Consider the following 4,289-nt stretch of genomic DNA (forward strand, 5'->3'; position numbering starts at 1 on the left):
GATCATGCCCGAGTGGTAGCTGCGGTGGTGGACTTCGCCAACACAACAGTGCCGCCCACTCGCCTTCGCCGCCGCATGGGCCGACGCCTTCCGCCAGGCGGGCCGCACCCTCGGAACGGCGGCCCGCGACGGAACGCTGAACCGGGGCCTGCGCCACGTCCTCGCCTATCATGTGATCTTCCACTGGAACCGTCTCGGCCTTTCCGCACGCACCCAGAGCATCCTTGCATCGGCGGCCTGCTCGGCCGTCCTCCACCTGCCGTCCGTTTCTTAGCAAGGAATTGGCGATGACTGGGACAGCGGACGTGTTTGCGATGGTTGTAGACGCGCCAGAGAAAAGGAAACGATGAAAACTATTCGATACATCACATGCAAGACGGCGACAGAAGACGGGATGGAGATCGCATGAGAACAAGCGGCTTCGCCGTCGATAACATCAGCATGACTACTGCGCACCCGGCGCGGATATACGACTATCTCCTTGGCGGCAAGGACAACTATCCGGCTGACCGGCTCGCGGCGGAACGGATACTACGGGCCGCTCCCGAAGCCCGGCTGATGGCCCGGGAGAACCGACGCTTCCTCCACCGCGCCGTCCGATTCCTCGTCGCCGGGGCCGGCATCCGGCAGATCATCGACATCGGAATCCCGGCCGCGGACAACGTCCACCAAACCGCCCAGAAAGTCGCGCCGGACGTCCGGGTCGTCTACGTCGACAACGATCCGACCGCCCTTACACAGCCCTCAGGCTTCTGACCAGCATCTCCCTGGAAAATCGCGCCGGTCTGTAGTCCGTCTCCGTATTGCACACGCCTCACGGTGTGGGCGCGGCGGGCGGGGGCTGTGCGCCGACCGCCGCATCAGCGATCGTCTGTAGCGCCTCCAGACTGACGTTTCACACGGCAGGGAATGGCAGGTTGCGCCAGTCGCTCACAGCGAGAGGGGCGCCGAACGCGGATTTCCCCAACATGGAGCGTCCGGTCTCGGCCAAGGTGCCTGCTACCTGGGCCAACGCCCGAGCCGCGCGCCCTCGACCAACGCTCGGACCTGTGGCCGGATGTGCGAGGCGACCAGGACACAGAACTGGATGCGGAATGATCCGCAGAGGTCTCCGGAGGCAGATGATCGAGTAGGCGAGGCGAATCGCACCGCGCGGGTGTCGCTCACCCGCCGTCTCAGGTGTCCAGCAGTTCGGGGACGAGGACCTCGTCGACGGTGAGGCGCCGGTCGGACAGGCCCTGCTCATGGTGGTAGCGCAGGTAGGTGTCAATGGCGGTACGGTTGGCGTTCGTCCCGTACGGCCACCAGTCGTCCTGGAAGAACTCGGCGTTCTCCTCGAGCAGCCGACTGGCCCAGGGCATCATCAGCGTCGCGCCGAACAGGCGGCGGGCGTAGGTGTAACGCTCGAGCGCCGTCTGCTTAGCCTGAACGAAGGCGTCATATACGGCCCGCGCGAGTCTGGGCTGGTCGAGGAGGTTCTTGCGGATGACGACCGGGTGCATCATCGGATAGATGCCGGTGCGCCGGTAGTAGTCGCGCTCGACCCGCTCGTAGTCCGGGAACAGCCGCACGATCCGCTGCGAAGTACCGTCCAGGACCGACTGCGGGACGTTCGCAGTGAACAGCGCGTCGATCTCGCCTGACTCGAGCATCCCCGACAGCGACCGGTCGCCCGGGGCGTCGGTGATGTCGATTCCGGCCGGGCGTAGCTGCGGCACGAAGTCGAACGGCGCGGCCGGGGCGTCGAGGCCGCCGATGACCCAGCGGTTCGCCTCCGGGCGGAACCCGTACTCGTCAGCGAGGATCCCCTTGGCCCACACGCCGGAGTCCTGCCCGTAGACGCCGAACTCGCCGATCCTGCGGCCCACCAGGTCGGCCGGCCGGCAGATGCCGCTCTCGGCGTTGACGAAGACGCACGAGTGCCGGAAGACACGGTTGGGGAAGATCGGCAGCGCCAGGTACGGCGTGTCCGGTCCGAACCCACGCAGGTAGAAAGTCCAGCCAAGCTCAGCGACGTCGAACTCCTGCCCGCGCATCATCCGCTCGAAGATCTCCGGCAGGGTCGCGCCGATGCGCATCGTGATGCCGCGGCCGGCGACGTCGATAGTGCCGTCGACCAGGGCACGAGTGGTGTCGTACGGCCCGGTGGCCACGGTGAGCGACTTGCTGACGGGATCCTGACCGCCCCGCGACACATCCATCGGAACCTCCGCATCTGTGCTGGCCGCCGTCCGGGGGACGGTCGTTCTTCGACACTGGCATCTCCCGCCCAGCCCTGGCAAACACCAGCCCGGGCAAACACCAGTGCCTGCCCCGACCGCCCCGTTCTCGCCGGACGCAGACCTCCCCGCGCCCCGACCCGCCAGCATCCGGCGTCGCGCACACTTTCAGCAGGGGGCACGGAGGCGGTCACACTGTCGGTGTGGGCAACCCGGGATGCCATGCGTAACCCGGGGGTCGTACCGGTCGTGCTTGCCCCACACACGTCCACCCAGTGACGATCGCTCTCCCGTTTGCGCACGCCAGGCGGGCGCGGGCAAACGTGTCGGGGTGCAGGTCGTAGACAAGGCTGACACCGCAGCGAGCCTTGAAGATCGAAGCTCGCCGTACGTAACGGTGCGTGAACGAAAGGAGAAGCGCGAAGCGAGGCAAGGTCTTACTGCGGGGGGGCATCTACGCAGCAGAACATCTAGATCATCTACGTGCGAGAGCCCCTACGTCGGAGTATGTAGCTAAGATGATTCATCACGGATAGTAGCGCTCTTGACACACTTCACGGCTTCGTATAAGACTATTCACGTTCAGGACTATCAGTCTATATTACTGCGGTGGCAGTTAGCCCGATCAACCAATCCGCCTGCCTCCCGACCCACGCCTCTGTGAGGGACCTCCTCTCGAGCTAGGCGCTGTATCGGCATGTCGCCGCCTACGCGCCCCGAGAGGTGTTGCTGTACTGGTAAGGATATGGAAAGACAAGTCCAGGGTCAGCCGAAAACTCCTGTATGAGCAATGATTTTTCGTGCCAGCGCAAGGGATGTGCGAGCATGGAGAACTCAAGACGTCGTTTCCTCACAAACGCCATGGCTGGCTTGGCTGTGGCGTTCCCTGCGATAAAAATTTTAGCCTCTGCAACGCCCGCCGCTGCCGATGGGTGCTGCTGCAATACCTACCTACAGTACGTAGGCAACGACTGCGGACAATACACCGGATGCCCCGTGGGGACCGGTCAGACATGCATAGGAACGTACTACATTCGCGATTCCCAGACAGGCGAGTTTTGTGGCGAGTATTTTGAGAATCAAGGCCCCTGTCGCAGCTAAAGTCATGATCTATTCTAAATAGGAGTGTAGACAATGAAGTTCAGTACATTCGCTTACGTCATCTCGCCTGACGACATTCGCGGAGGCGAGGGCGGTCGGCTTCTCAAAGACCTGCTCGAGGAGAGCGGCGGCCGATACGAGCATCGTCACGTGTTGCCAGACCGGGCAAAGAACGACATCCGAAAGCTCGCCGAGGCCACCTCGAATCCCGGACTAGCAGCAATTGCCGAGCAGCCCGAAATAATTATCTCCTTGGAGCATCTTAGCGATCTCGATCCGAATACCACTCGCATCAGGATCGGCTCGCGGGTTGACCGCGAGGGCAGTGACCCGCGGCCGCTGCCTGGGTTCGATCGTTAATGGGCACACTCTCGGCGATCGCAGGCGTGTATCTGGTTGTCACTTTTACCTCTACTGGACTCGCCAAATTACGTCGACGCAAGCTTGCGGAAGTAGGAATTATCAGGGAAGGGACAATTCCTACAAAACTCGCCCCGCTGCCGTTGTCTGCCTATCGGTAATTGAGCTGGCATTGGCGGTGCTCATAATTTCAGCCGTCGATACTTTTGTGATTGGGATATCTACGGCAATCCTCTTTTTGAGCTTTGGCATCTATAGCATGACCAGCGCCATAAGAACTGGTCTCCTATCCTGCAGTTGCGCTGGAGGTGCGCGCATCAGCAAAGCGACCATTATGGGGACCTTGGGGGTGCTGGCTTCGTCGCTTATTCAGGTAGGGATCGCGCTATTGTGGGCGTTCCGCCCAAGTCAGGGCGGGTGGTATATCCAGGCGCTTCTCGCAACCATTGGCATTTGCCTACTCTTCGCGTGTCTTCGTGGTGCAACTCTGCAACGCCGAGAGTTTAGAGAGGGCCTCGCCGGTTGATCATAAAAAAGGATTGAGATGAGGTGGATCGGCACTGTTGTGTTGGCGAAGTCCACCACCGCAGCTACCACTCGGGCATGATC

3 protein-coding genes are annotated in these 4,289 nt (G+C 62.0%); 2 read left to right on the plus strand and 1 reads right to left on the minus strand.

All coding sequences use genetic code 11. The annotated features are described in order from the left end of the window. Positions 1–405 precede the first annotated feature (405 nt). Positions 406–756, plus strand: a complete 351-nt coding sequence (locus tag CV1CTNOD_RS15165) for an SAM-dependent methyltransferase (protein WP_131786736.1) — start codon at positions 406–408, stop codon at positions 754–756. A gap of 419 nt (positions 757–1,175) precedes the next feature. Here the strand turns inward: CV1CTNOD_RS15165 and CV1CTNOD_RS15170 are convergent, their stop codons facing one another. Continuing rightward, on the minus strand, positions 1,176–2,201 hold the full coding sequence (locus CV1CTNOD_RS15170) for a hypothetical protein (protein WP_207386464.1): 1,026 nt from the start codon (positions 2,199–2,201) through the stop codon (positions 1,176–1,178). 1,152 nt (positions 2,202–3,353) lie between these two features. Between CV1CTNOD_RS15170 and CV1CTNOD_RS15175 the strand changes: the two genes are divergently transcribed. Beyond that, a complete protein-coding gene (locus CV1CTNOD_RS15175) occupies positions 3,354–3,680 on the plus strand; it encodes a hypothetical protein (protein ID WP_131786737.1) in 327 nt (108 codons plus the stop codon). The last annotated feature ends 609 nt before the right edge of the window (positions 3,681–4,289 follow it).

Source organism: Protofrankia symbiont of Coriaria ruscifolia (assembly GCF_900634745.1).
Taxonomy (GTDB): Bacteria; Actinomycetota; Actinomycetes; order Frankiales; family Frankiaceae; genus Protofrankia; species Protofrankia californiensis.

Coding starts and splice junctions, on each gene's coding strand:
- CV1CTNOD_RS15165 (WP_131786736.1), top strand. CDS start 406: ATGAGAACAAGCGGCTTCGCCGTCGATAACATCAGCATGACTACTGCG.
- CV1CTNOD_RS15170 (WP_207386464.1), bottom strand. CDS start 2,201: ATGGATGTGTCGCGGGGCGGTCAGGATCCCGTCAGCAAGTCGCTCACC.
- CV1CTNOD_RS15175 (WP_131786737.1), top strand. CDS start 3,354: ATGAAGTTCAGTACATTCGCTTACGTCATCTCGCCTGACGACATTCGC.